This window comes from Alteromonas sp. OM2203 (assembly GCF_048517045.1).
Classification (GTDB): domain Bacteria; phylum Pseudomonadota; class Gammaproteobacteria; order Enterobacterales; family Alteromonadaceae; genus Alteromonas; species Alteromonas gracilis.
In genome coordinates, this window is record NZ_CP183209.1 from 2,048,261 (window position 1) to 2,073,132 (window position 24,872).

Sequence of the window (24,872 nt, forward strand, 5' to 3'; positions counted from 1 at the left end):
GAATAGCGTATAACGTTATGAGGCAATGCGCTTTCCGTGTTTTTATCGTTTGAAAACTGCACGGCCTCAAGTTTAAAACGGCTAACTCACTGAGTTCGCCGTTTTTTATTTTACGCTGAATTTAAAGCAGGCGTTTTTAATGACACTAGAAGAACAAAAAGAAATACAGCAGTTAAAGCAGTGGCTTATGCAATCACAGCATCAGTCCGTCATTTCTGGGTGCAATGACATACTGCTACGCGCTAGGGAACAGTTGGGGGTAAGCCAAAACATCCTTAAAGAGGTGCTTTATTTAAAAGCCGTGGCATACCGTCTGTTGGCTGATGTAAACAGCGCCATCGAAACGCTAAATGAACTGATTGCTTACGTTCCCAATTATGCTCGCGCTTATCAAGAGCTGGGCTATTGCTATTTAGCCGCTGACAGCAAAAAGGCTGCCCACAGTTTTTATCAGGCTACACGATTTAACCCTGCTTTATTAACTGCCTGGCTCCAGCTTGAAAAAGTGTACAAGGCAGATAATCAACCACAAGCGCTCGCGCTTTGTCAGCAGCAAATTGCATTTCTCACATCGTTACCCAAGCCGTTACTAGGCGCTACAGATTTAATGCACGAAGGGCAATTGCACAAAGCCGAACAAGTGTGTCGACAATTTCTAGCCGGTCATGAGCATCATCCAGAAGCAATGATGTTGCTTGCTGAAATTGGTATTCAATTAAAAGTTTATAGCGACGCTGAATTTTTATTAGAAAGCTGTGTAACGCTATACCCAGAAAATGATAGAGCTGCCGCTGCCTACCAAAGCCTTTTATCTAAGCTTGGAAAGTTCCCTGATGCCGCAGCCGTTGCGAAACAGCGACTGAAATACGCACCTGATAACTTCACCGTGAAAGTAGGCTTGGCTCATGCACTCGTTGGTGTTGGCGAACTAGAGCAGGCAATTAACATCTATCAAGGGCTTCTTAGAGAGAACGAAGATAGGCCGGCAGTTTGGGTGGCACAAGGACATGCCCTAAAAGCTAAAGGTGATATTGGCGATGCGATAAAGGCTTATGAGAAAGCCATTTTATTTCAAAAGGACTTTGGCGATGCGTATTGGAGCCTAGCCAATACGAAGACCTATCGTTTTAGTGATGAACTACTCAAGCAAATGGTCTCGTTGGTAGATGCTGAAGCGACAAAATTGGATGATGAAATTCATATTTGCTTTGCTTTAGGAAAGGGGTTTGAAGACAGTGCGAACGCCACCCGCGCGTTTGAGTACTACGAGCGCGGCAATAAACTTAAAAAGCGTACGCTGCAGTTTGATATCGTTAAAACAGAGAAGGCATTACAGGCTCAGCAGCAGGCTTTTACCAAAGAATGCTTCAACAAAACACAAGGCTGCCAGGCGCCCGATCCTATTTTTATTGTTGGCCTACCTCGCGCAGGTTCAACACTCCTTGAGCAAATTTTAGCATCGCACTCTCAAGTCGACGGCACTATGGAACTACACGATATATTAGGAATCGCGTCGTCACTCAGCCATCAGTCTACGCCTTACCCACTAAATGTATCAGCATTGAACGAAGGTACGCTGGCAAAACTAGGTGAGCAATATCTTCAGCAGACCCAAGCTTATCGGCAAGGGGCGCCGTTCTTTATTGATAAAATGCCTAACAACTTCATTCATATTGGGCTTATTAAAAAGATCCTTCCCAACGCTAAAATTATCGACGCAAGAAGAGATCCAATGGACTGTTGTTTTAGCGGCTTTAAGCAACTGTTTGGTGATGGGCAAGAGTTTAGCTACTCTCTGACTGATATTGGTCGATATTACAAAGCCTATGAAAAGCTAATGGCCCACTGGAATACAGTGTTGCCAGGCGAAATTCTGACAGTACAACATGAGGATGTGCTAGATGATTTGGAAGGGCAAGTGCGTCGTCTATTGGACTTTTGTGGCTTAGAGTTTGAAGAGGCGTGCTTAACATTCCATAAAACGAAGCGCGTAATAAAAACGCCGAGCTCTGAGCAGGTTCGTCAGCCTATTTACAGAACGGGAATGGGGCAGTGGATACCTTTTGAATCTAATTTGAGTGAATTAAAGGATGTGCTTAACGTAAGTAGCACTAAGAGGCCGAGAAAGCTTTTCTAAAAGGTTTAGCCTGTGCCGAGCAAGCGAAGGATATTGCACAAGTTAACCGTATCAAGTTACGTATAGCGGAAAACGCAACGCTTGATAATGATGCTGAAAAAGCAAGACATTGGCTTAAGCGGGTATCTGTAGAAGAGCTTCCACCCTTACAGCTTCCACGCTACAGAAAGTTGGTCAGAGAAAATGCACCGAATTAACTTTTGAGTCTTATTCAGTTAAATGCAGGCAATATAAATATAGTGCAACGCTTTTGTTATTACCTGCATCTAGCTCGCTAATACTTTCTACGCTTAAGACCCGTTTCAGCCAATATCTTCGCCGAAATCTCTTCAATCGAATACTTGGTGCTGTTTAAAAACGGAATTTTTTCCTTTCTGTATAAGTTTTCAACTTCTCGAAGTTCCATTCTACATTGTGGTAACGATGCATATTTACTGTTTGCCCGACGCTCTGAACGTATTTGATGAAGTCTATCGGCCGCAATGGTCAACCCAAAAAGTTTATGCTTAAACCGGCGTAACGCAGGGGGTAGTTTCAGCATGTCGCCCATATCTTCTTCGGTAAACGGATAGTTTGCTGCTTTTATTCCGTATTGAAGGGCCAAATAAAGGCTCGTTGGGGTCTTTCCAGAGCGAGAAACGCCAGTAAGGATGATGTCGGCTTCATCGTAATCCTTAAGGTTGGAGCCATCATCATTGGCCAGCGCGTAGTTTACCGCTTCTATTCTGATGTCGTAGGTGGTTTCATGAATACTGTGTGTGCGATGCTTTTCAGGTTTAGAAGGTACCCCCAACACTTTTTCAAGGGGAGCCACAAATTGGTCAAGGAAATTATAGTTAATACCCACAGACTTAGAGATGATCTTGCGTACATCTACATTCACAATTGTATAAAAAACGAGCGGTCTCTCGCCGGTGTCTTGAAAACTTTCAGAAATTTGCTGCAAAACTTTATGAGCTTGTTCTTCAGTTTCAACGAAAGGGATGGTGTTGTGATTAAAAGAAACAGGGAAGAGTGAAAGCAGGGCGTGGCCGAAGACCTCTGCTGTAATGGCGGTACCATCTGATATATAAAAAGCTGTGCGCACAACAATTCCTTAACATTGGTGTAATTTAATTACAAAATTAATAAAGGGTTTACATTCCGAATTCCCCCATTCTAAGATGATTTCGTCGAAAAGCTACACGGTTCTCGTGAATGGCGACAAATATCAACTTATTTGCCGTCAAACTGAATGAACATGAGTAAAGGTGGGATTCACCACCCATCGACAAGAATTTGATGTGTTTCAGGTAATAAAAAGCACAAACCTGAAACGTACCTCATACCCTACACATAAAAAAGCTGGAGGCTTGGGCTGTGCAAGAATACGTACTTTGGTATCAAGAACTGGGCATGCATGATGTGGGTCGCGTAGGCGGCAAAAATGCATCATTAGGCGAGATGATTTCAAACCTGGCTAACGCCGGAGTGCAGGTGCCGGGCGGCTTTGCAACTACGGCTGAAGCATTCAATGAGTTTCTAGAGCAAAGTGGCTTAGAAGCAAGGATCCATGAAGTACTAGACTCGCTTGATGTCGATGATGTGAACGCACTGTCTGAAGCGGGCAAGAACATTCGTCAATGGATCATCGACACGCCTTTTCAAGGAAAGCTAGAAGAAGAAATTAAAACTGCGTTTGTGACGCTTCAGGGCGATGCGGGCGAAGAAGCGTCATTTGCTGTACGTTCATCTGCGACTGCTGAAGATATGCCGGATGCGTCATTCGCTGGCCAACAGGAAACTTTCCTTAACGTTAAAGGTTATGAAGCTGTGCTTGTGGCGATAAAGCACGTGTTCGCATCACTTTTCAATGACCGCGCCATTTCTTACCGCGTACACCAAGGTTACGACCACAAAGGGGTAGCCCTATCTGCAGGTATTCAGCGCATGGTGCGAAGTGATATCGCGTCGTCAGGTGTTATGTTTACTATTGATACAGAGTCTGGTTTTGAAGACGTTGTATTTATTACCAGCTCATTTGGTTTAGGCGAAATGGTAGTGCAGGGTGCGGTTAATCCTGACGAATTTTACGTACACAAGCCAACCTTAGATAAAGGGTTACCGGCAATTGTTCGTCGTAACCTGGGTAGCAAGCTTACCAAAATGGTGTATTCAGACGATGAAGCACACGGTAAGCAAGTGTCTATCGTTGATATTGATGTTGCTGATAGCAAAACGTTCTCATTGACTGACGATGAAGTAATGGAGCTAGCGAAGCAGGCACAGATTATTGAAAACCACTATAAGCGTCCGATGGATATTGAGTGGGCTAAAGATGGCGCAGACGGCAAACTTTACATCGTTCAGGCGCGTCCAGAGACGGTACGCAGCCGTGAAGACTCGCAAAGCATAGAGCGTTTCCAGCTTAAGGGTCAAAGCAACATCGTGTGTGAAGGCCGTGCAATTGGTCACAAGATTGGCGCAGGCGTAGCCAAAGTACTCGATTCAATTGAAGAGATGGACAAAATCCAGGCGGGTGATGTATTGGTAACTGACATGACGGACCCTGATTGGGAACCTATCATGAAAAAAGCGTCTGCCATTGTTACCAACCGAGGTGGCCGAACTTGTCACGCGGCAATCATCGCACGTGAACTTGGCATACCAGCGGTTGTTGGTTGCGGTAACGCGACTGATAGCATTCAAAACGGCGACAAGATAACTGTGTCTTGTGCTGAAGGTGATACCGGCTTTATCTATGGTGATGAGCTTGAGTTCGATGTTGTGACATCACGCATTGATGCGATGCCGGACCTACCGCTTAAAGTAATGATGAACGTGGGTAATCCAGATCGCGCGTTTGATTTCGCTCGCTTACCCAATGCTGGTGTTGGTCTAGCTCGTCTTGAATTCATTATTAACCGAATGATTGGTGTGCACCCTAAAGCGCTACTTAATTTCGACAGTCAGCCGGAAGAGTTGAAAGAAGAGATTAACGACATGATAGCGGGCTACGAATCGCCTACGGAATACTATATTGAGAAATTGGTAGAAGGTATTTCAACTATTGGTGCGGCATTCTCGCCAGAGAAAGTCATTGTTCGTATGTCAGATTTCAAGTCGAACGAATATTTCAACTTGGTTGGTGGTTACCAGTACGAGCCTGATGAAGAAAATCCAATGCTGGGCTTTCGTGGTGCAAGCCGTTATATCTCCGAAGACTTCCGCGATTGTTTTGCACTAGAGTGTGAGGCTATCAAGCGCGTTCGTAATAAAATGGGCTTAACTAACGTTGAGATTATGATCCCGTTTGTTCGCACTTTAGAGGAAGGTCGTAAGGTTATCGAGCTACTAGAAGAGCAGGGGCTTAAGAAAGGTGAAGATGGTCTTCGCGTTATTATGATGTGTGAACTACCATCGAACGCGCTACTTGCCGATCAGTTCCTAGACATCTTCGATGGCTTCTCAATTGGCTCTAACGACTTAACACAGCTAACGCTAGGGTTAGACCGAGACAGTGGCTTAATTGCTCACTTGTTTGATGAACGTGATGAGGCAGTAAAAGCATTACTTTCAATGGCAATTCAAGCAGCGAAGAAACGTGGCAAGTACGTAGGTATTTGTGGTCAAGGACCGTCTGATCACGAAGATTTCGCAGCTTGGTTGGTAGATGAAGGTATCGACTCGGTATCACTCAACCCAGACACCGTTGTAGAGACATGGCTATATCTTGCTGAAAAGCACGGTTAATAGCGTAACGTTAAGGCTCTTAGCTTAATAAGCGTTTAGTTAGCGATTTTTCTAACATTAGAGCCAGCTATAACGATTTTTAGAAGAGACCTTCGGGTCTCTTTTTTATTGGTTATTACTGAATATATTGCCGATTTAGCATTGTTACATGCCAGTGGTACATTCCTTAAAAAAACAGTGGTTATTTCGCAAAAGTATGTGTTTTTGCCAATTGACGACATGACTTTGTGTAATAAAAAATGTAATATTACAAAGTGACTTTCACATCGAATCTTAGATTAATTATTAACTTGGTTGAACTCTTATGGCACATAATGACAGCACAGTTTCAGTAAATACTTCTGAAGAGAATGTTATGCAATCACGCTCTGCAGCAGAGCAGCTGGCGGAAGCGCAAAAAGAAATTAACGAACTAAAAATGCAGTTGATGTGGATGGAACGCAACTACGAATAAATACTGAGTTGATCTGCTCGGGCTCAACGAGTCCGAGTTTTATTGTTTATTAGAAGTTATAATATGAAAGTTTTCATGCTCACTTTCATTTTATGGTGCTTATCTACAAAGCATTCTGTTTCTTTCGAATTGTCTTTAATGTGCTAATGTAATTACGTAACGTTAGCAGTATTTTAAGCGCAGGAAAGGAAACAAAATGACTTACCGATTCAAGTTTTTTGCTCAACCTGTAATCAGTAATATAAGAACCCTCTGTGAAGCAGCGCTAGTAGAATTCACAATCGGTCTAATATGCGCAGTTTTTGCTTACGCAAGTTATGGTATTTTTATCCATCTTTTCGTTGCGTGCCTCATCATATCCGTCGCATGTTTCTGCCTGAGTATCTACAACCTTTATTGCCTTTTCTCTCATCCTTAAAAGTCTTCAATTAACGCCTGAATCGTTTGATTAAAATTTGGGTTTACTATTACGGTTAAAACAAGGGAATTAACTCAGGCCAAAGTTACACTTGAAGCTGAGGATGTCACATAAGTACATTCATAAAAAAGGGTAAACACATGTTGTGTTTACCCTTTTTTGGTGCATTACACGCGCCGGTTTACAGTTAATTTTCAGTGCTGGTAATGACTCAGTTTTTTAGGCCATTAGTACTTTTACCATTAGGCTTTAAGCTGGTTTCCGATAGGTAACTGACGAATACGCTTACCACATGCTGCAAATATAGCGTTACAAAGTGCTGGCGCGTATACCGGTGTTGCTGGTTCGCCTACACCAGCAGGTGGTGCATCGCTTTCAACTATTTCTACTTCAACGTCTAACGGTGAGTCACTCATGCGCGGTACACGATAGTTGTGGAAGTTACTTTGCTGTACACGGCCTTTATCGAAGGTAATACCGTCACTGATAGCAGTAGTGATACCGTACACCGAGCCACCTTGGGTTTGGTTTTTGACCGTATCAGTGTTCACCACGGTACCAGCATCGATGGCAACCCAAGACTTAATAACGTTAAGATCGCCAGCCGCAGACACTTCTACTTCAACCACAGTGGCTACATAGGTCAAGAAGCTGCGGTGTGCGGCAATACCTAAGCCGCGCCCTTTAGGCATCTCTCGACCCCAGCCAGCCATGTCAGACACTTTTTCGATAACGTTACGTAGGCGGCCTGTGTCTAATGGATAGACAGACTTATCGCCCCAATAGTTGTTGTACTCGGCTTTTTGTTCAGTAACATCCAAAATTCTGTCGGGGCCGATGACTTCTAACAAGTACTCTTTCGAATCTTTGCCTGCTTTGTGCGCCGCTTCATTAATAAACGACTGAACCGCAAAGGCATGGAAAATGTTTGATACGGAACGCATCCATCCTATACGCGCTTTGGCGGGGGCTTCACCGCGTTCTAGCTTTATGTTTGGCGTAAGAATAGGGTTGTCTGTAAAGCCCAAATCTAGTTCAAAGCTAAACGGCGCATTAGCACCTTCTTGAAAGGTTGAGGCAATCGGTGAAAACGCCGTTCTGTGAAGATAAGCATCAATTTTGCCGTTTTCATCGAGGGCTGCTTCAACGTGCTGAGCAGAGACTGCATGATAGAAACCGTGCTGGATATCATCTTCACGGGTCCATTGAACGCGAATTGGTTTACCTGTTTTCATCGAAAGGTATGCCGCTTCAGCAGAGAAATCAGGTTTAGACTTACGTCCGAATGCACCGCCTAACATGGTAACGTGAACGTTGATTTTCTCTTTGTCCATGCCAACCATGGCGCCTACCGTTTCCATATCAGCCTGTGTGTTTTGCGTTGCGGCCCACACGTCTACTCGGTCTTTGTAGTACATGGCTGTAGCGCACGGTGGCTCCATCGGCGCTTGAGCAAGGTGCGGCACATAATAGTCAGCAACAAGCTTGTCGCTGGCTTCTTCTAAAACACTTAGCGCATCACCTTTTTCTCTTACAAGGGCCTGGGGGGCATTTACCGTGTTAAGCAACTGCGCTTTAAAGCTTTCTGAATTATAGTCGCCGTTTGCTCCGTCATCCCAGGTTACTTCCAGCGCTTTGCGGCCCTGCCACGCAGCCCATGTGTTGTTAGCAATGATGGCTATTCCACCTTTAGGTTGGAACTGAGGCGCACCTTTAGGCGCAGGCATTTCAATAACGTCAACGACACCTTTTACTGCTTTTGCTTTTTCTGCGTTAAAGCTTTTCACCTTACCGCCTACTACAGGTGGGCGTTCAATGATTGCAACAAGCGCTTTAGGTTCACGGACATCAGCTGCAAACGTGGCTTTACCGGTAACGATATCTTGAAGGTCGATATGCGCCATACCTGTGTTGATGTAACGCCACTCTTTTCTATCTTTAAGCTTCAACTTATCTGCTTCTGGCGGCGTAATGGTAAGCGCATCGTCGATTAAGTCTTTATAAGCCAGGGTTTTACCTGATGTGTGTGTGACAACATGCTGCGCGGCAACGCAGGTATTTGGCTCAACACCCCAGCGTTTTGCTGCAGCGTGTTGCATCATATAGCGTACGCTTGCGCCCATTTCACGTAAACGCTGCATATTAAAGCGAATACTGCGCGAGCCATCCGTGTTTTGGTCGCCGTATTTAGGGTCGCCTTTACCCTGTATAACAATTACTTTTTCCCAGGACGCTTCCATTTCGTCTGCGACTATTTGTGCTATTGCGGTGCGGATCTGCTGGCCCATCTCACTGCGGTGACAGGTCACTTCAACCATACCGTCAGGACGAAGTGCAATAAATAAGTTTGCACGTTTTGCATTTTCAGCTGGTTTCGCCAAAACACCAGCCATCGCACGTGGCGCGCTGCCTATGAAATAAGTGCCAAGAACCAAAGCGCCTGCCGCTGCTGTGGATTTCAAAAAGCTACGGCGATTCATATCAAAATAGGTATTCTCGCTCATGCTTCTTCTCCCGCTTGGCTTGGGTCAAAGAAGCCTACGCCTGCATTGCCTGTCATTGATTTCGATGCTGATTTTATAGCCTTGTGAATACGGGGGTAGGTGCCGCAACGGCAGATGTTGCCAGACATATTCTGGACAATTTCTTCATCGCTAGGTGTTGGATTGGTAGATAATAGGCTGACTGCCTGCATAATTTGGCCGCATTGGCAAAATCCACACTGGGGCACTTTATGCTCTACCCATGCCTTTTGAACCGGATGGTCGCCGCTTTCACTTAGCCCTTCGATAGTCGTAATCTCTTTGCCTTGAACTGTAGATACTGGCATTACGCAAGACCGCTGCGCTACGCCATCAATGTGTACAGTACACGCCCCGCACTGTGCCATACCACAGCCAAACTTAGGTCCTGTAAGATTTAATTCGTCACGAAGGTACCACAACACTGGTGTTGACGGGTCACCAGCAAATTCGTGTTTGTTACCATTAACGGTAAACGTGATCATGATCTTTTCTCCATAGGTAAGCGAGAGATATGACCTGACCAGATTAACTAAATATGGTCTACCCAAACAGTGCAGCGTCTCTATACGCTTTACACAGTGTCATATCTATACGGTTACATTGCCTGATGATACGAGCTATCTAAGATGCAGAGCATGCTGAGATATATGCCACTACTATTATTGTTAAAGGCTTCGTAATTGATAATTTAGTTTACGTTAACACGCATTGTATTTTTACGCATTTACATAAGTTTAGTTGCTAACGTGGTGCGACAAAATAGAAAAAAATCTTGGTGATTTTAAACCTTTAGCTTACCCCAGAACGTGATAAGCATGGCGATGAATGGAAAAGCGTGTACGCTTTGGCAGACGCAAATGTTATCGAAGCTTTCTCAAAAGAAGGAAGCGATCTATTTTGCGAGCACTTAATGTCATGGTGCGCTGGCTATACTTAAGCCAACCGCGCGCTCTAGGCCAGTCATAGCTCAATAGAACAAGTCCGGCAATAATGAAGAGAATTGAGCCAGGGAGCAATGTTAAAACAATTCCACCAGCAAATAGTATTGCGCCAAGAGTAAGTCTTAGTATACGCATGTGTCTAAACTCGTCTTATAAGGCTAATTATTATTGTAGTGTCGCTCAACCTACTTTGTTTGCCAATAATAAAAATGTAAATGTTTGTACTGGATTTGTTTAGAGATAAAGGAACCTCGTGATTTTTACAATATTGGTGAATAAGTAATCGTTTGATTGCTAATGGGCAGACAATGATGCCTTTGCTGTGGAAAGCGCAGTAGAAATGCAGTACAAAGTAAGAGAGTTGTAAGGGGTAAGATTCACATATTAATGACCTTACAGTACACAATTATGCGTGCATTACTAAAAAGTTCGCACAACTAAAATAACGACAAGAAAGAGAGTGAGCATGGCTGAGCAACAAGAAAGACAACCTATCAGCGAAGAAGAGCGGGCTAATTGGGTAAGAGAGCAGTTTCAGAAAGCAAATAAGTTTCTAGCTGAAAATGGCGTATTGTTCGACACCGTGATTACTGAAGAAAGCCGTTACTTAATGCCTTATTTAGCCGTCTGGAAAATTAGAGCGATGGATAGCAAGCTTTATTGGGTAATCAGTGGAGATCTACCCACAGATTTTACTTCGGTGGAAAATGCTACAGACGCTAAAGAAGTCTTGCGTCACTTCGCTATGCATTGGCAACTTAAGGCTGAAAACTTAATGAACGCTGAAGGGGCGGACGACAATCAAAAGGCATTCGGGGAACTGCTAGTTAACCGTGCTGAAAGCTTATTTGCCATGCAAAACACTCCAGATTTTTGGGTTTAAACTGAGCATTAGGAAGGTAGTGAGTTTTAAGCACGCCTGTTCGAGGTACTAATGTAACTGCGTTACGTCCGGCAGGGGAAAACGCTCAGCTGGACATTTAAGCCTTTGCCGCGGTACTCCTGCGTCCATAAACACTTGTCCGTCGGGAATAAAACCAATAGAACGGTGGTATGAAACGCTTTCTAAGTTGCAAACCACTTTAATAATTGGACAGTTATTCTGTCGAGCCATGTTAATTAACGCTTCAAAAAGTAAGCGGTATACCATAAGTGTTCGATGGCTACGTTTGACGGCTATTCGGCCGAGTTCGCCTTTTTTGGTCAGACGCCCTGTCGCTATTGGAACGTTTTTATCGTCTACTATAAGCACGTGGCAAGCAGAGCTGTCGTGCTCGTCAAACTCGCTTGCCTCGGGTACTCGCCACTCTAAAACGAATACATGTTCCCTCAATGCTTTTAGTCGATTTTTATCCTTTTCCCAATCGACGTTTTGAATAGTAAACGCCATACGTAGCTATTATCCCTCATACCATTCCCAGTAACCGTTATTTACAAGTGTAGTCAAGGTTTCTAAAAATGTAAAAGAGGGGGCATCTTGACAGCACGTTTCATTTAAAACGCTACCTGATGCCAACGCTTCAAACCACTCTTGGTCACTTTTCGCGAACTCGAACTGACTTCCGTTAACGTAGAGTGCTCGGGGAAGTCCGCGTTTGCCGTCGCAAATTAGCGCGCGTACGCCTGGTGCGGGCGCAAAGCTAATACCTGAAGCAAATTCATTTGCAACTTGCTCTAGCGATACCTCGTTTTCTAGCGGATATTCAGGTATACCTTGTTCGCTCATAGCTTCTAAAAGCGCCAACGTGAAATCTTCGCCGTTGATTGCTTCTATGAGTTGTTGTTTTAGCGCTGCAATATCTCCTGGATTTACCGTTGCACGACTTCCTTGAAGAGTGCGTCCCGCATCAGTGAAACGATAATTGTGGGCACCTTTATCTAGCATCATGGCTAGGCTTTCAGCTAACTGTAGATTGTCAGGTGCGCGATAGCCAACTGAGTAAGTTAAACTATCTTCCACAGTTTCACCATCGTGAGGCCAGCCCGGTGGGACATAAACCACATCGCCAGGCTCAACCATGACATCAATCACAGGGGCAAACCCATCAATTTGCCTTAACTTTGGATGGGGATACACTTCTTTGTATTCTGCTGGTTTACCCACTCGCCAGCGTCTACTCCCTTTCCCTTGAACGAGAAAGACATCGTACTGGTCAATATGAGCACCGACGCCCGCGCCTTTTGTGGCAAAGCTCACCATCAAATCGTCTAATCGCCAATTGGGAATAAAAGCGAAGGGGTCCAATATTGGTGTAACGTCGGGTACATACTTGTCTACTCCCTGAACGAGCAGAGTCCATTTACCCTGACATGCGTTATCAAAATCATTAATGGGGCCTTGCTCCACGTGCCAATTACCTTGCACGTTGCTAATGATACGGGCATCAACTTCAGATTCTTGCGCTAAACCTGCTAAATCGTTTTCATCGATGGGGTCAGCGAAGTCTGGGAAAAAATGCTTTATAACTACCGGCTTTTGTTGCCAATAGTCCCTCAAGAAAGTTTCTGCATCAAAGCCTTTACCGGTTTGTGCATCGATAAAGTAGGTGTTGTCGTTAGTACGCATAGTATCTCTTTTTGTAAGGCCATGTAATGATATAGACCTGCTGGTTTTGGTTTACGTAAGGCATAATAGACATGCAGAAAAACGTAAGTATGAAGGTAGTAGGTCGCTGAATTTCAAGTGCTGCATTATCGATTATTGAAAACGCGATTGCTACCTTATCCCAGTCAAACCCTAGGCATTTCGCGTGGGAAGTCAAAAATAAACGTGTATATCCAGAGCATACGTTAGTGAGGAATAGCTATTGGCGCGTGATATTTCGTCCGCTGTTTTTTCCAGGTCATTAGCAAATAAACGCAATTGAGAGCGCTGACTTGGTCTGAAGCTGAGTTTTATAAAACATGATATGTTGCCGGTCTTTACCTTGAACGCTCATATCCCTTGCCAGTAATTCCTCATCGCTATTCCCATTGAGATGACTTTGCAACGTTTCGTTAGCGCTATCATCGATTTTCGTAGCCCCTGAATACAAAGCTCGCTTAGCAAATATATTGTAGGTTTTTTTGCATACTGCTATTGTGCTTGGCGCGGTGAACTGCTCGAGCATTGCCGCTTTGTTTACCGTATTACCCCAAATATCAAACCCCGCGAACGAGCGAGCAGAATCTCTTGCGACCACATCGCCCGTTGCAATACCCACCCGAAGGTGGCAAGACGACGAAACCAGCACTGGGTTGCTATTAACGAGGTTGCGCGCTTTTAACGCAAACTCAATGGTATTGCTTACGCAACGGGAGAGTGAAGTTGTAGAACTGGTATCATCGGCACAAAAGCTCACAGCGATGTATTGGTCGCCATTGGTTTTTAAAGGAGTGAGTTGTAAAGAGGTGGCAATATCGTCAAATTGGCTGAACAAACTCTCCACGATACTAGAACAGGTGATGTCACCATATTTCACTGTGAGTTGTTGAAACTTAGAAAGATCGCAAAAGATAACTACGGCGTTTTTTACAGTAGGCTTTACGCTTACACCTTTGTCTTGCTTTACCAGTGATTTTGTTGGAGTTTGTGAGTATGAAGCTGGAGTAGGGCGGCGATGCGCATCAATGGCAAGGCAATATGATCCCATTGTTTTGTGTAAATCCATTTACATGCTCCAGAACAGTATTTAAAAAGTGGCTTATTAAGACGACAATAAAAAAACGCGGTCGTAATGACCGCGTTTTTAATGTAGTACAAAGTAATGAAGCTTATAACTGATCTACTAGCCTGATTGCATCACCGATATACGTTGCTGGCGACAATGCTTTAAGCTCAGCTTTTGCAGCATCAGGCATGTCTAAGTTGTCGATAAACTCGGCAATAACCTCTGCATTGACTTTTTTACCTCGGGTTAGCTCTTTAAGCTTCTCGTATGGCTTTTCAATACCGTAGCGACGCATAACGGTTTGAATTGGCTCTGCGAGCAGTTCCCAGTTGTTGTCTAGCTCGTTAAGCAGGCTTTTTTCGTTTACTTCTAATTTGCTAATGCCTTTCAATGTTGCTTGATAAGCAATAACCGCGTAGCCCACGCCTACACCTAGGTTGCGAAGTACCGTAGAATCAGTGAGATCGCGCTGCCAACGAGAAATAGGAAGTTTTGCAGCCAAATGGTCGAAAATAGCGTTAGCCAGACCTAAGTTGCCTTCCGAGTTTTCGAAGTCGATTGGGTTTACTTTATGCGGCATAGTAGATGAACCAATCTCGCCAGCTACTGTTTTCTGCTTAAAGTGACCTAGCGCAATATAACCCCATACATCACGGTCGAAATCGATAAGAATGGTGTTGAAGCGCGCAATGGCGTCAAACATTTCAGCAATGTAGTCGTGAGGCTCAATTTGCGTTGTGAACGGATTCCAGGTTAAGCCGAGTGAGGTAACAAACTGTTCTGAAACCTTGTGCCAATCCACGTCTTTGTAGGCAGATAAATGCGCGTTGTAGTTACCCACAGCACCATTTATTTTACCAAGCAGTTCTACGCCGGCAATTTGGCTACGCTGACGCTTTAAGCGTACCGCCACGTTAGCCATTTCTTTACCCATGGTAGTGGGGGATGCAGGCTGACCATGTGTTCTTGCCATCATAGGCACGTTTTGATAACGCTTAGCGAGCTCTATTAGCGCTTCGATTAACTTGTCACAGTAAGGTAGGATAACCGTCTCACGAGCTTCGCGAAGCATTAAGCCATGTGAAAGGTTGTTGATGTCTTCAGACGTACATGCAAAGTGAATGAACTCATTTACAGCTGATAGTTCACTGTTGTCAGATACTTTCTCTTTCAAGAAGTATTCAACGGCTTTTACATCGTGGTTAGTCGTGCGCTCAATCTCTTTAATACGCATAGCGTCTTCAACACTAAACTCTGCTACTATTTTATCAAGCAGTGCATTTGACTTGTCTGTGAAAGCAGGAACTTCTTCAATTTGTGGGTTGGCAGAAAGCATCTGTAACCAACGTACTTCTACTTCTACACGGTATTTTAACAAGCCGAACTCACTGAAAATACTGCGTAATTCTACGCTTTTGCCAGCATATCGACCGTCGACAGGGGAAATTGCAGTTAACTGACTCAGTTCCACCTTAAGCTCCTCACTAGTTTATTAATCGTAGTGCCTTCACAGCACTGTTAAGAATATGTTTGCGTTTCAATAATATATTTCTGCGTTTGCCACCCATTTGACGCCACATTACCGCAGCCCTCACGCCCGCAAGTAGAAGGGCACGAACTTTGTGTTGAGTCGCTGGTTGGCTTAAATAATCGGGGTTGCCTGCAACCTGAATACGAGGAGCGAGAGGGCTGATGATATCGCTATATATACTCGCCAATGAGGCTACAATTTGCGGATTTTGAAAATCGACGTGAGCCAGCTGGCGCTGAACATGGGAAATGCGTTCCCCCAATTCTTGCATGGCTTTCGGTTTTTTTGCGAGCTTTCTCTCTAGGCCAAGGATGCTAGCAATGTAACGTGTAATTTCTGTATCTTTTGTTGCTTGCTTATCTGATAGCTGCGCCGCGAGCGTGGTGTAACCTACCTTTAGGTTGTTCAGTTGCCCAAATACTTGCTGTGGCGTCTCTGGATCGGTAACCAGTACACTCGATAAGCTGGACTCTATGGCCTCATTGTCTGCTGAGCCCCGTCGAGCAAGCTGCTGAACGAGCGCCGCAGCTTGGCATACCCCTGCAAGGGCGAGATTATTTTCTATGTCGGTATCTAACATTATCGAATATAACTCTCAATAATACCGCCGCCTAGGCATACTTCATCACTGTAAAACACCGCAGATTGTCCTGGTGTTACCGCTTTTTGTGGTTCATCGAATAACACTTCTATGGTGTCATTATCCGTTGGCGTAATGGTACAAGGTATATCAGCCTGACGGTAACGGGTTTTAACTACAGCGCGCACTGGCTCAGTCATTGTTTTTCTATCTACCCAATGTAGTTGCTTAGCTACCAAGCCTTTTGAGTAAAGGCGAGGGTGGTCGGCACCTTGACCCACAATTAACACGTTGCGAGCAACGTCTTTATCTACCACATACCACGGGTCGTCACCGTATTTGGCCAATCCGCCAATGTGTAAGCCTTTACGCTGACCTAACGTATGATACATCAAACCTTCATGCTGGCCGATTTCTTCGCCTTCTGCAGTTTCTATAACGCCTGGTTGAGCTGGAAGATAACGGGCTAGGAAGTCTTTAAATTTGCGCTCACCTATAAAACAGATCCCCGTAGAATCTTTTTTATCATGTGTAATTAGACCTTGCTCTTCAGCGATTTTGCGAACCAATGGCTTTTCAATGTCGCCCACAGGAAAGAGCGTTTTGGCAACGTGCTCTTCACCTAGTGTGTAAAGGAAGTAGCTTTGGTCTTTATTGTTGTCCAAACCTCGAAGCATTTGCCATTTACCATCCACTTCACGTCGGCGTACATAGTGCCCGGTAGCGATATAGTCTGCGCCAAGATCTTCTGCTGCGAACTCGAGAAATGCTTTAAACTTAATTTCTTTGTTGCACATAATATCTGGGTTAGGCGTACGGCCTGCTTTGTATTCCTCTAAGAAATACTCAAACACGTTATCCCAGTATTCAGCAGCAAAGTTGATAGTGTGCAATTCGATGCCAAGTTTGTCAGCAACCGCTTGCGCATCTTTTAAATCTTCTGCTGCGGCACAGTATTCATCATTATCATCTTCTTCCCAGTTTTTCATGAAAAGGCCTTCAACCTGATAACCTTGCTGTTGAAGTAGGTAGGCTGAAACAGACGAATCGACACCGCCGGACATACCGACGATTACTTTTTTGCTGGCGTTAGATTCAATATCACTCACTGCAGTTTGCACACTCATTTATTTAATAAAAAAGAAGCCGGTATAGTTGGAAATCCTTTTGGTGTATTGGCGTAAATAATACTCACTCATATAGACACATAGCGTGTACCAGGTTGAGTAAGTACCAAAGATCAATCACACATAGATTTCGATTTAAGACATTACTTGGTCGGCCCGATTTCGAGGACGCGGATTTTATCAGATTACGATAGCTAATTCACATTTAATCCTTATCTGAATAAGTAATTAAATATGTATGTGTAGATTCGCGTCCTTCAGTAGAATTGAAAGTAAGGCTTTGAAAAGCAAATTCAAGTAAGAACCACCGTGTTGCGGTACCGTTATGCGCAATTTTATTAACGCTTGGGGGCGCTAGTTCAGCGCCTCACTAAGCTTTTTATGGCATTGATTATTGGCTTTATCGTTAAAAGCTTACGTACTTACCGTTCTCAATACCATCAATAGTCCAGCTGCCTACGCGGTATCTTATAAGGCGAAGGGTAGGGTAGCCAACGTGCGCCGTCATACGACGTACTTGTCGATTTCTTCCTTCGGTTATGGTTATAGAGACCCAACTCGTAGGGATAGACTGCCTGAAACGTACGGGTGGATTCCGTTCCCAAACATCAGGTTCGTCCATGGGCTTAACTTTGGCTGGTAACGTCATTCCATCTTTCAATTCGACGCCATCGCGCAGCGATTGCATGGCCTTTTCGTCCATAACCCCTTCAACTTGTACCCAGTAGGTTTTGCTTGTTTTAGCTTCAGGGTTGGCAAGTTTGTGCTGCAGTTTACCATCGTTGGTTAATACAAGTAGGCCTTCAGAATCTCTGTCTAATCGTCCAGCAGCGTAAACATTGGGAATATCGATATAGTCTTTGAGGGTTTCTCTTCCATCCGCGTCGGTAAACTGTGAAAGTACTTGGAAAGGCTTATTGAAGAGCACGACTGTAGAGGTTGATGACATGAAAAGTCCGCTTGAATGGTTTATAAAATTTTCAGTGTAAGTCTACGATAAACGAAGCGCTTACGCTTAAGAAAATAGTGTTCATTTTGCAATATAGGTCGCCAACTTTGTTGATAAATTCATTGATCTTATGTGTTAAGACAATGGTATGACTTGTAAGTCTAACTTTCGACCCTATACTAATGGTCGCTCCCAGTTTTATAAGAGAGCGCATCTGCATAATTATTAGACAGTTTTAGCAGTGATAAGCGGGCTTGCTTATACATTGGAACTCGCCGTAGTGCGCGACTAGTCAGTCAAGTTCAGGGCGCTGAGTTCCTTATTGCTAACATAGGGAATTGAATAATATGTGGGGAAGAAAACAGCAAGTGGCCTAGTGCTCTTAAAGAGTATAAGGCGGAAAACATCAAATACGTTTCGCAATGACTGTGGGCGCGACAATTTAATTTGTTGCGGGTCGTTGCGATCTAATGGACTAAAACGGCAGTACCCTGTCGAAAAAATTGAGGTATATAATGACCAAGTCTAAGATCATTTACACGAAGACTGATGAAGCGCCAATGCTGGCGACTTATTCATTGCTTCCAATCATCCAGAAGTTTGCTGCAGCGGCTGATATCGACGTAGAGCTAAGCGATATTTCACTTGCTGCCCGTGTTTTGGCAAATTTCCCAGAGTATCTTTCTGAAGAACAAAGAGTGCCAGATGCGCTAGCTGAACTGGGTGAGATGACTCAAGACCCGAACGCTAACATCATTAAGCTTCCAAATATCAGTGCCTCAATTCCACAGCTTCGTGCAACGATCAAAGAATTAAATGCGAAAGGCTTTAACGTTCCAGCGTTTCCTGATTCACCTAAAACAGCTGAAGACGAAGAAATTCGCGAGCGTTACGGAAAAGTTCTAGGTAGTGCGGTAAACCCTGTACTTCGTGAAGGTAACTCAGACCGTCGTGCGCCAACCGCAGTTAAAAATTACGCACGTAAACACCCGCATTCAATGGGTGAGTGGTCTCAAGCATCACGGTCACATGTAGCGCACATGCGCGGCGGCGATTTCTACTCAGGTGAAAAGTCAGTAACGGTAGAAAAAGACGGTTACGTTAGCATTGAATTTACAGGCAAAGATGGCAGCAAGAAAACCCTTAAGCCGCGTGTAGATCTGCTTGCTGGCGAAGTAATCGACGGTATGTTCATGAGCAAAAAAGCGCTTTGCGAGTTTTTTGAAGAACAAATTGAAGATGCGAAGAACACCGGTATTCTTTTCTCACTACACGTAAAAGCGACCATGATGAAGGTGTCTCACCCAATCGTGTTCGGTCACTGTGTAAAGGTTTTCTACAAAGATCTATTCAACAAATGGGGCGATCTTTTTGAAGAGCTTGGTGTAAATCCAAACAATGGTCTTGGTAGCGTTTACGACAAAATCGCAAGCCTACCTGAGAGTCAGCGTTCTGAAATTCAAAAAGACATCAACGCATGTTATGCCGACCGTCCGCCAATTGCGATGGTTAACTCTGATAAAGGCATCTCTAACCTTCACGTACCAAGTGACGTAATTGTTGATGCCTCAATGCCTGCAATGATCCGTAATTCTGGTCAAATGTGGGGACCAGATGGAAAGGCACACGATACTAAAGCGGTTATTCCTGAAAGTACTTACGCCACCATTTACCAAGAAGTTATTAACTTCTGTAAAACGCATGGTGCATTCGACCCAACGACTATGGGTACGGTACCTAATGTTGGTCTAATGGCGCAAAAAGCAGAAGAGTACGGTTCACACGATAAAACGTTTGAGCTAGAAGCAGACGGCACCGTATCAATTGTTGACCAAGACGGTAACGTTCTTATTTCTCACGATGTTGAAGAAGGCGATATCTGGCGCATGTGTCAGGTGAAAGATGCACCTATTCAAGATTGGGTTAAGCTTGCGGTAACGCGTTCACGTCAATCTGGTATGCCTGCGGTATTCTGGCTAGATGACGAACGTGCTCACGATGCGCAACTTATTAAGAAAGTTGAAAAATATCTGCAAGATCACGATACAAATGGTCTAGATATTCAAATCATGTCTCCTGTACGCGCTATCCGATACAGCATGGAACGTGCAATTCGCGGTCTTGATACTATTTCAGTAACCGGTAACGTTCTTCGCGACTATCTAACTGATTTGTTCCCAATCCTAGAACTTGGTACAAGCGCTAAGATGCTATCAATCGTTCCATTGATGGCTGGCGGCGGTCTTTATGAGACGGGTGCTGGTGGTAGTGCACCTAAACACGTTCAACAGTTTGTTGAAGAAGGTCACTTGCGTTGGGACTCTCTAGGTGAGTTCCTTGCTCTTGCGGTATCGCTAGAAGATGTTGCCATCAAACATAGCAATACCAAGGCAAAAGTCATAGCTACAGCGCTTGATAAAGCAACGGAAAAACTGCTTAACAACGGCAAGTCTCCGCTTCGTAAAGCAGGTCAGCTAGACAACCGTGGTAGCCATGTTTATCTAGGTCTTTATTGGGCTGAAGAAGTAGCAAACCAAACTGAAGATGCAGACCTAGCGGCGCAGTTTAAGCCAGTGTATGAAGAGTTATCTGCGAAAATTGATGACATTCTTGCTGAAATTGATTCAACACAAGGCAGTGCGCAAGACATAGGTGGTTACTACTATCCAGATGAAGACAAGATGTTTGCAACAATGTCTCCAAGTAAGACACTTAAAGCAATTCTTGACGCGTAGTCGTATCAAAAAATGCGTTAGTGCCAAGCTACTAATGCGATGCGAGCCTGTTGGATAATGGGTCGCCAATATTGAAGAGCCCGCCCACCAGTTGAGCGGGCTTTTTTGTAGTTGTTTACCAATTAGGTCTATTGTGTATTTCAAACCTATGAAAACACTAGGAAGACTTAAACGCTCAGTAATCTTCAACCTGAAAATGACGTGTTTCAATTTTTATTGGAAAGCAAATAAAAGAAGTGAGTTGATGAGTATCGACACAAGTGCTTCAAACCCAAAAGCTTAGAAGGGTTTAAACATAAACTGCTATTAATACGGAATACTGAATTGCTCAGAGGAAAGGGGAAGGCTGGGAGCCGTTAAGGCGAGTTTAATACCAAATCACAGGAATTTGATAAGCTTTCACACTACACATACGGTTAGCACTTTTTTACTTAAGAATATTTAAGCAAACGTATAGTGCTAGCAGAATTTAAGACGCCAGATTCCACACGCAACAGCGTGCTTTTAAAAAGTAAGTATTAATAAAAAGAAAAAGCCTAACTTTTAAGTCAGGCTCAATGAATTCTTTTATTAACGCTCTGGTTCTTCTTTGAAGCCTATATTTTCAGCATGGAGCCCTTTGGGACCTTGCTGTACCTCATAAGTCACTTCCTGACCTGCTTTGAGTGAACGATAGCCTTCCATTTGAATTGTGGAGTAGTGCGCGAAAATATCTTCGCCGCCATCCTCAGGCACAATAAATCCAAAACCCTTTGCGTTGTTAAACCATTTAACTTTGCCAACCGCCATACTTCGACTTCCTCTTAATCCTTGAACTCACGAGTATATGCCCCCATTATAGATCCGGAGACACAGTGAATTAAGTATTGAATACAGTAATACTGTTCAGTACTTAAATTCACTTTACAAAATGTAGATTTTTTAACCATATTATGTCAAGGGCTAATGTGAATAAATTTATCCAAAAGTTTGTACACACATATGCCAGTTAACCACTATTATTAAGTTATGAGTAAAGACAACGCTATTAGTATCGAAAAGGAAAAACAAAAAGACGCGCAGCGACAGAAGCCGCAGCCGCCTCCCATGTATAAAGTGTTGTTGAACAATGACGACTATACACCCATGGATTTTGTCATTGAGGTACTCATGCAGTTTTTCAATATGGACGCTGAGAAAGCCAACCAACTTATGCTGACCGTTCATTATCAGGGAAAAGCCGTGTGTGGCATTTTTACTGCTGAAATAGCAGAGACAAAAGTGATGCAGGTTAATCAGTACGCACGCAAACATCAGCACCCGTTGATGTGCACGATGGAGCAGGCATAAGGTTTTTTTAGAGGGCGAGCAATATGTTAAATAAAGAATTAGAACAAACGTTAAATGACGCGTTTGTATTTGCCAGAGAGCACCGTCATGAGTTTATGACGGTAGAGCACTTGTTGTTGGCATTGCTTGATAACTCAGCTGCTCGCGACGCGCTCAAGGCATGTGGTGCCGATATAGAGGCGATTAAGAGCGAATTGCTTTCGTTTGTAAAAGACACCACGCCTCTCATTCTTGACGACCAACTAAACGAACGTGAGACACAGCCTACATTGGGTTTCCAACGTGTGCTGCAGCGAGCGGTTTTCCACGTTCAGTCATCAGGTAAAGATGAGGTGACAGGTGCAAACGTCCTTGTCGCTATCTTCAGTGAACAAGAATCACAGGCAGTGTATATCCTTAAAAAGTCTGATGTAACGCGATTAGACGTTGTTAATTTCATCAGCCATGGCGTGAGCAAAGCCGAGGATGACGCTTCTGTTAATCCTGAAGCTTCAGAAGAAGGAGAAGTTGGCGAGGAGAGTGGCTCAGCGTTAAGCAAATACGCCACTGACCTTAATCGCCATGCTAAAGACGGTAAAATTGACCCCCTTATTGGTCGAGACGCTGAAGTTGAGCGAACGATCCAGATTTTGTGCCGTCGTCGCAAGAACAATCCATTACTGGTCGGTGAGGCCGGTGTGGGTAAAACTGCTATCGCCGAAGGCTTAGCGTATCGCATTGTTAATAACGACGTACCTGAAGTTATTGCTGAAAGCACGGTTTATTCTCTGGATTTGGGCGGCCTCTTGGCAGGTACTAAATACCGCGGCGATTTTGAAAAGCGTTTGAAGGCAATACTCAAAGAGCTAGGTAAAGATGAGCACGCGATTTTGTTTATCGATGAAATCCACACCATTATTGGTGCCGGTGCGGCGTCGGGTGGAGTAATGGATGCATCAAACCTTCTCAAGCCTAAGCTATCTAGCGGTGAACTACGCTGTATTGGCTCTACAACATATCAGGAGTATCAGGGAATATTCGAGAAAGACCGCGCTTTAGCTCGTCGTTTCCAAAAGGTCGACGTTACTGAGCCAAGCGTCAGCGATACAACGAAAATTCTGCTGGGACTTAAAAGCCGTTACGAAGAGCACCACAACGTGCGCTTTACACAAAAAGCGATTCAAGCAGCGGCAGAGCTATCGGCGAAATACATTAATGAGCGTCACTTGCCTGATAAAGCGATTGACGTGATGGACGAGGCAGGCGCAAGTCAGCGTTTGCTAGCACCTTCGAAGCGTAAGAAAACGATTGGCGTGGGTGACATTGAGCAGATCATCGCGAAAATGGCGCGTATCCCAGAGAAGTCTGTATCGGCCTCTGACAAAGAAGTTCTCAAGAACCTTGGGCGAAACCTTAAGATGGTTGTTTTTGGCCAGGATAAGGCTATTGAGACGCTTAACGATGCAATTTTGCTGTCGCGCTCGGGTCTTGGTGCAGAAACTAAGCCAATAGGTAGCTTTTTGTTTGCAGGCCCAACGGGTGTAGGTAAAACCGAAGTTACACAGCAGCTTGCAAAAATAATGGGTGTGGAACTGGTGCGATTCGATATGTCTGAGTACATGGAACGTCATGCCGTGAGTCGACTCATTGGGGCGCCCCCTGGTTACGTTGGCTTCGATCAAGGTGGTTTATTAACAGATGCCGTTATTAAAAATCCTTACTCGGTAGTGCTGTTAGATGAAATTGAGAAAGCGCATAGCGATATCTACAATATTCTTCTCCAGGTTATGGATCATGGCACCTTGACGGATAACAACGGCAGAAAAGTCGACTTCAGAAATGTTGTGTTAGTGATGACAACAAATGCCGGCGTTCAGGAAACGGTGCGTAAGTCTATTGGCTTTAAGCAACAAGACCATAGTCATGATGCGATGTCTGAGATAAACAAGGTCTTTACACCTGAATTCAGAAACCGTTTAGACGGCATTATTTGGTTCAATCATCTTGATCCAGAAATTATCCTGCAAGTGGTCGACAAATTTATTATTGAGCTGCAGGCTCAGCTAGATGCCAAAGGTGTTTCGCTTGAGGTTACCAGCAACGCGCGCGCTTATATGGCCGAGAAAGGGTACGACAAGGCAATGGGTGCAAGACCAATGTCACGTCTGATCAAAGATGAGCTTAAGAAAGAGTTGGCTAACGAGTTGCTGTTTGGCGAGTTATCTAAAGGCGGAAACGTTAAGGTTGACTGTGTAGATGATAAACTGACTTTCCAATACACAGGGGTTGATGCCACATCGGCAGAGGCTGAGCCTAGTTAACAAAACTAAAACGGTTGCGCCTGAGACAGTAAATTATTTACTTAGTTGAAGGCGCTTCGTTCAATTCGATTAGTCAAGGTCGTTAAAGCTGCTTTTCACGATAGAGACTAAGTCAGCACCTACGGATAAAAACGAAAAAGCCCGATTTTAATCGGGCTTTTTTAATGCGTTACCGCTTAGATGGCTCATTATCTTGCGCGATAAATGATACGACCTTTAGTCAAATCATATGGAGTCATCTCAACGGTGACCTTATCGCCAGTAAGAATACGGATATAGTTCTTACGCATTTTACCAGAGATGTGCGCAGTCACTACGTGACCGTTTTCCAGTTCAACGCGGAACATAGTGTTAGGTAGTGTGTCTAACACAGTACCTTCCATTTCAATACAATCTTCTTTTGCCATGTAAAGCAGTTACCTCAGTAATTCAAAATTTTTGCCGCGCAGACCTTACCCAATCTT

The 24,872-nt window shown here is 44.1% G+C and carries 19 protein-coding genes; 6 read left to right on the top strand and 13 right to left on the bottom strand.

Going from position 1 to position 24,872, the window contains the following annotated elements:
• Nucleotides 1-139 precede the first annotated feature (139 nt).
• Complete coding sequence (locus ACM0P2_RS09140) at nucleotides 140-2,137, top strand: tetratricopeptide repeat-containing sulfotransferase family protein (protein WP_173358641.1); 1,998 nt, start codon at nucleotides 140-142, stop codon at nucleotides 2,135-2,137.
• Nucleotides 2,138-2,411: 274 nt separating this feature from the next.
• On the opposite strand, the gene ACM0P2_RS09145 is transcribed toward ACM0P2_RS09140, so the two are convergent.
• A complete protein-coding gene (locus ACM0P2_RS09145; protein WP_105931135.1) occupies nucleotides 2,412-3,224 on the bottom strand; it encodes a pyruvate, water dikinase regulatory protein in 813 nt (270 codons plus the stop codon).
• 272 nt (nucleotides 3,225-3,496) lie between these two features.
• Between ACM0P2_RS09145 and ppsA the strand changes: the two genes are divergently transcribed.
• Nucleotides 3,497-5,869 (top strand): phosphoenolpyruvate synthase, encoded by a 2,373-nt coding sequence (gene ppsA, locus ACM0P2_RS09150; protein WP_105931136.1) that lies wholly within the window; start codon nucleotides 3,497-3,499, stop codon nucleotides 5,867-5,869.
• A gap of 1,114 nt (nucleotides 5,870-6,983) precedes the next feature.
• Here the strand turns inward: ppsA and ACM0P2_RS09155 are convergent.
• The 3 genes from ACM0P2_RS09155 to ACM0P2_RS09165 form a co-directional block, all read right to left on the bottom strand.
• On the bottom strand, nucleotides 6,984-9,245 hold the full coding sequence (locus ACM0P2_RS09155; RefSeq protein ID WP_419227617.1) for a molybdopterin cofactor-binding domain-containing protein: 2,262 nt from the start codon (nucleotides 9,243-9,245) through the stop codon (nucleotides 6,984-6,986).
• Nucleotides 9,242-9,748 (bottom strand): (2Fe-2S)-binding protein, encoded by a 507-nt coding sequence (locus ACM0P2_RS09160; protein ID WP_159117435.1) that lies wholly within the window; start codon nucleotides 9,746-9,748, stop codon nucleotides 9,242-9,244. The genes ACM0P2_RS09155 and ACM0P2_RS09160 overlap by 4 nt, the downstream gene beginning before the upstream one ends.
• Before the next feature lie 378 nt (nucleotides 9,749-10,126).
• Nucleotides 10,127-10,342: a PGPGW domain-containing protein gene (locus tag ACM0P2_RS09165; protein WP_159117436.1), complete on the bottom strand. Its 216-nt coding sequence runs from the start codon at nucleotides 10,340-10,342 to the stop codon at nucleotides 10,127-10,129.
• A gap of 331 nt (nucleotides 10,343-10,673) precedes the next feature.
• On the opposite strand from ACM0P2_RS09165, the gene ACM0P2_RS09170 reads away from it, so the two are divergent.
• Nucleotides 10,674-11,090, top strand: a complete 417-nt coding sequence (locus ACM0P2_RS09170) for a DUF4826 family protein (protein ID WP_159117437.1) — start codon at nucleotides 10,674-10,676, stop codon at nucleotides 11,088-11,090.
• Between the two features lie 48 nt (nucleotides 11,091-11,138).
• Here the strand turns inward: ACM0P2_RS09170 and ACM0P2_RS09175 are convergent, their stop codons facing one another.
• The 7 genes from ACM0P2_RS09175 to ACM0P2_RS09205 form a co-directional block, all read right to left on the bottom strand.
• Entirely contained in the window at nucleotides 11,139-11,597 is a 459-nt protein-coding gene (locus tag ACM0P2_RS09175; protein ID WP_159117438.1) for a GNAT family N-acetyltransferase, read from the bottom strand.
• A 9-nt stretch (nucleotides 11,598-11,606) separates the two neighbouring features.
• Nucleotides 11,607-12,773, bottom strand: a complete 1,167-nt coding sequence (locus ACM0P2_RS09180) for a cupin domain-containing protein (RefSeq protein WP_159117439.1) — start codon at nucleotides 12,771-12,773, stop codon at nucleotides 11,607-11,609.
• A gap of 280 nt (nucleotides 12,774-13,053) precedes the next feature.
• Nucleotides 13,054-13,857, bottom strand: coding sequence for an adenylate/guanylate cyclase domain-containing protein (locus ACM0P2_RS09185; protein ID WP_173358639.1), 804 nt, complete (start codon nucleotides 13,855-13,857; stop codon nucleotides 13,054-13,056).
• Nucleotides 13,858-13,960: 103 nt separating this feature from the next.
• Complete coding sequence (gene purB / locus ACM0P2_RS09190) at nucleotides 13,961-15,328, bottom strand: adenylosuccinate lyase (protein ID WP_105931143.1); 1,368 nt, start codon at nucleotides 15,326-15,328, stop codon at nucleotides 13,961-13,963.
• A 13-nt stretch (nucleotides 15,329-15,341) separates the two neighbouring features.
• Nucleotides 15,342-15,968, bottom strand: coding sequence for a high frequency lysogenization protein HflD (gene hflD / locus ACM0P2_RS09195; RefSeq protein ID WP_159117441.1), 627 nt, complete (start codon nucleotides 15,966-15,968; stop codon nucleotides 15,342-15,344).
• A complete protein-coding gene (gene mnmA / locus ACM0P2_RS09200) occupies nucleotides 15,968-17,077 on the bottom strand; it encodes a tRNA 2-thiouridine(34) synthase MnmA (protein WP_419227618.1) in 1,110 nt (369 codons plus the stop codon). Before mnmA ends, hflD begins: the two co-directional genes overlap by 1 nt.
• A gap of 424 nt (nucleotides 17,078-17,501) precedes the next feature.
• The gene (locus ACM0P2_RS09205) at nucleotides 17,502-18,044 is read right to left on the bottom strand and encodes an rRNA large subunit pseudouridine synthase E (RefSeq protein WP_159117443.1); all 543 of its coding nucleotides are present in this window, start codon (nucleotides 18,042-18,044) and stop codon (nucleotides 17,502-17,504) included.
• Between the two features lie 515 nt (nucleotides 18,045-18,559).
• Between ACM0P2_RS09205 and ACM0P2_RS09210 the strand changes: the two genes are divergently transcribed.
• Entirely contained in the window at nucleotides 18,560-20,779 is a 2,220-nt protein-coding gene (locus ACM0P2_RS09210) for an NADP-dependent isocitrate dehydrogenase (protein WP_419227619.1), read from the top strand.
• A gap of 570 nt (nucleotides 20,780-21,349) precedes the next feature.
• On the opposite strand, the gene cspD is transcribed toward ACM0P2_RS09210, so the two are convergent.
• Nucleotides 21,350-21,568 (bottom strand): cold shock domain-containing protein CspD, encoded by a 219-nt coding sequence (cspD, locus tag ACM0P2_RS09215; RefSeq protein WP_105931148.1) that lies wholly within the window; start codon nucleotides 21,566-21,568, stop codon nucleotides 21,350-21,352.
• A gap of 219 nt (nucleotides 21,569-21,787) precedes the next feature.
• Between cspD and clpS the strand changes: the two genes are divergently transcribed.
• Complete coding sequence (gene clpS, locus ACM0P2_RS09220) at nucleotides 21,788-22,108, top strand: ATP-dependent Clp protease adapter ClpS (RefSeq protein ID WP_014949331.1); 321 nt, start codon at nucleotides 21,788-21,790, stop codon at nucleotides 22,106-22,108.
• A 23-nt stretch (nucleotides 22,109-22,131) separates the two neighbouring features.
• Entirely contained in the window at nucleotides 22,132-24,408 is a 2,277-nt protein-coding gene (gene clpA, locus ACM0P2_RS09225; protein WP_173358636.1) for an ATP-dependent Clp protease ATP-binding subunit ClpA, read from the top strand.
• Between the two features lie 188 nt (nucleotides 24,409-24,596).
• On the opposite strand, the gene infA is transcribed toward clpA, so the two are convergent.
• Nucleotides 24,597-24,815 carry a translation initiation factor IF-1 gene (gene infA / locus ACM0P2_RS09230; RefSeq protein WP_008844395.1) on the bottom strand — a complete coding sequence of 73 codons (219 nt, stop codon included), beginning with the start codon at nucleotides 24,813-24,815 and terminating at the stop codon, nucleotides 24,597-24,599.
• Nucleotides 24,816-24,872 lie beyond the last annotated feature (57 nt).